The sequence below is a fragment of the Dyella sp. 01N36 genome (assembly GCF_056399745.1).
This window is the reverse complement of the sequence record NZ_JBFTRY010000331.1, coordinates 1-2,604: the sequence shown is the minus strand read 5'-3', so window position 1 is coordinate 2,604 and position 2,604 is coordinate 1. Positions and strand designations below refer to the sequence as shown.

Annotated in this window: 2 protein-coding genes; one reads left to right on the top strand and one right to left on the bottom strand. The window is 63.0% G+C overall.

Translation table 11 applies throughout. The features are described from left to right. Nucleotides 1–550 (bottom strand): SDR family NAD(P)-dependent oxidoreductase (locus tag AC1DMG_RS21765; protein ID WP_477181115.1); only part of this gene is annotated, 550 nt, incomplete at its 3' end. A gap of 316 nt (nucleotides 551–866) precedes the next feature. On the opposite strand from AC1DMG_RS21765, the gene AC1DMG_RS21760 reads away from it, so the two are divergent. Next, nucleotides 867–1,487 carry a hypothetical protein gene (locus tag AC1DMG_RS21760; RefSeq protein WP_441605283.1) on the top strand — a complete coding sequence of 207 codons (621 nt, stop codon included), beginning with the start codon at nucleotides 867–869 and terminating at the stop codon, nucleotides 1,485–1,487. Nucleotides 1,488–2,604: the final 1,117 nt, after the last annotated feature.

Genomic DNA, 2,604 nt, shown 5'->3' with positions numbered 1-2,604 from the left:
CGCACTGCACGCGGATGCCGCGCTCGGCCACCTCCTTGTGCAGCGCGAGGGTGTAAGTCAGCACATAGCTCTTGCTCGCCGCATAGGCGCCGCCGAAGAGCTCGGGCGCAATGGCCAGAGCCGACGCGATATTGATGATGCTGCCCTGGCCGCGCGTGACCAGTCGCGGGAGCAGGGCAGCGACCAGCCGCGAGGGCGCCGTGATGTTGAGCGCGATCATGGCCTGCACGTCGTCGGGCGAGGTCTGCGCGAGTACCGATCCGCCGCTGCGGCCTGCGTTGTTCACCAGGATGCCGATGGCCGCATCATCGCGCAGGCGCTGTTCGACCTTGGCGAGTTCGGATTGCGAGGTCAGGTCGGCCGCCAAAACGTCCACTTTCACGTGATATTCACGGGAAAGTCGCGTTGCGAGTGCTTCCAGACGCTCCACCCGGCGCGCCACCAGCACCAGCGGGTGGCCGCGCTGGGCGAAACGGTCGGCATACGTGGCGCCAATGYCGGTGGAGGCGCCGGTGATAAGGACGGTGTCGAGCGGTTCGGCAACGGACATGAGCGATGACTCCGCAAGTATGGATGGCCAGATCGCGTGACTCGCCGCGATGCATGCCGGCAAGCTTGCTCCCCACCGGCGGCCCTGTCACGCCCCATGGGGTTCGCACGAGCCGTAAAAGTACCTAGCACTCTTGGGTGGTTTTACGCTCGTGGGCCGCGACGTCCTGACCGAACATGATCGGGCGAGGGGACGCCCATCACGCCGACGTGAAACACCGTCACGCGGGCCCTCCAGGAAACTGGCCGGCGCCTGGCGTCCGCCTTCCAACGCACCAACCGCCAAACGGCGATCGACACCCAAAGGAGACAAGCTCATGAAGACATTCCAGCATTCCACGGCATGTGTGCTGGCCGCGGCGATGGCGATGTCCGCGCCCATGTTTGCGACGGCACAACAGGCTGCCTCCGAGTCTGCGGTCAATTCAACGGTGCACGAGCTGGGTCGCGAGGACAAGACGATCACGGCAACCGTCGTATCCGTCGATCAGGAAAAGCGGCTGGTCACCTTGAAGGGTCCCAAGGGCAAGGAAGTCACAGTGCAGGCTGGCCCCGATGTGCAGAACCTCGACAAGCTCAAGGCCGGCGATCAGGTGACAGCGCACTATCAGGCCGCGGTAGCTTTGCAGGTGATGTCCGCAGACAGCGCCCAGCCAGGCGTGGACTATTCGGCAGGCCAGTCTTCTGCACCCAAGGGCAGCGAGCCGGGCGCCAAGGCAAGTCAGAGCGTCACGGTGACGAGCAGGCTGACCGCGGTAGACCTCAAGCACCACACCATCACCGTGGCCGGTCCGGACGGCAAGAGCCGCACGATCGAGGTGAAGGATCCGGAGCGCCAGGCGCAACTGAACAAGCTGAAAGTAGGCGACATGATGGTCGTCACTTATGTCGAGGCGTTGGCGTTGACGGTGACGCCGAAGGGGAAGGCGGCGAAGTAAGGTGGGGCTTGAGGGGGCCGCGTGGCGGCCCTTTCTTGTTTGGCATCGTTGTGCGGCTGGTGTTGATCTTGATGCTGGGCGCAGATTTGGTTTCTGCTTGGCGTCTCGGTGGGCGAGGTCGTTTTTTTTTTGCGCGACATCCCGGCGGAGGCCGGACCTTGGCTTGTCATCCCGGCGCAGGCCGGAAGGGCTTTTCAAGCGCCGCATGGCTGGTCATCCAGAGCCCCGGTGCTTAGTTGTTGCGTTGACGCCAGGGTGCCGCCTGCGCGGCGGGCGTTTCGATCGGCTGCCGCCGCTCGAGTCACTTTTCTTTTGCTGGCCCAAGAGAGCCCTCGGGACTAGCTTCGCGTCGAAAGTAACCCAAAGAAAATGGCCTGATAACGCCCGCAGCATCGTGTTGAGATAAGCCCGAACGCTCGAGGCGCGTCCTTATGGGACATGTCTGTGGGAGCGCACCCTGTGCGCGACAGCCACGCCGCGGTGTACCGCTCCGTAGGTTTGTCGCGCACAGGGTGCGCTCCCACAAAGAGCGATCGCAAGATTGAATGGGCACCACAGCGCACGAAACCCTTGTAGGAGCGCACTTGTGCGCGACCGCGGAGCTGCGGTGTACCGCTTCGTAGGCTTGTCGCGCACAAGTGCGCTCCTACAAAAATGCAGCGGCTCCCAATCTTTTATCAGCGCCCCACGACGCGCGCTCCCACAAAGAGCGATCGCAAGATTGAATGGGCGCCACAGCGCGCGAAACCCTTGTAGGAGCGCACTTGTGCGCGACCGCRGCGCTGCGGTGTATCGCTTCGTAGGCTTGTCGCGCACAAGTGCGCTCCTACAAAAATGCAGCGGCCTCTAATCTTTTATCAGCGCCCCACGACGCGCGCTCCCACAAAGAGCAATCGCAAGATTGAATGGGCGCCACAGCGTGCGAAACCCTTGTAGGAGCGCACTTGTGCGCGACCGCGGAGCTGCGGTGTATCGCTTCGTAGGCTTGTCGCGCACAAGTGCGCTCCTACAAAAATGCAGCGGCCTCTAATTTTTTATCAGCGCCCCACGACGCGCGCTCCCACAAAGAGCGATCGCAAGATTGAATGGGCGCCACAGCGCGCGAAACCCTTGTAGG

What these genes read in the sequence shown, in the direction of transcription:
- AC1DMG_RS21760 (WP_441605283.1), top strand. Translation starts at nt 867, where the DNA reads ATGAAGACATTCCAGCATTCCACGGCATGTGTGCTGGCCGCGGCGATG.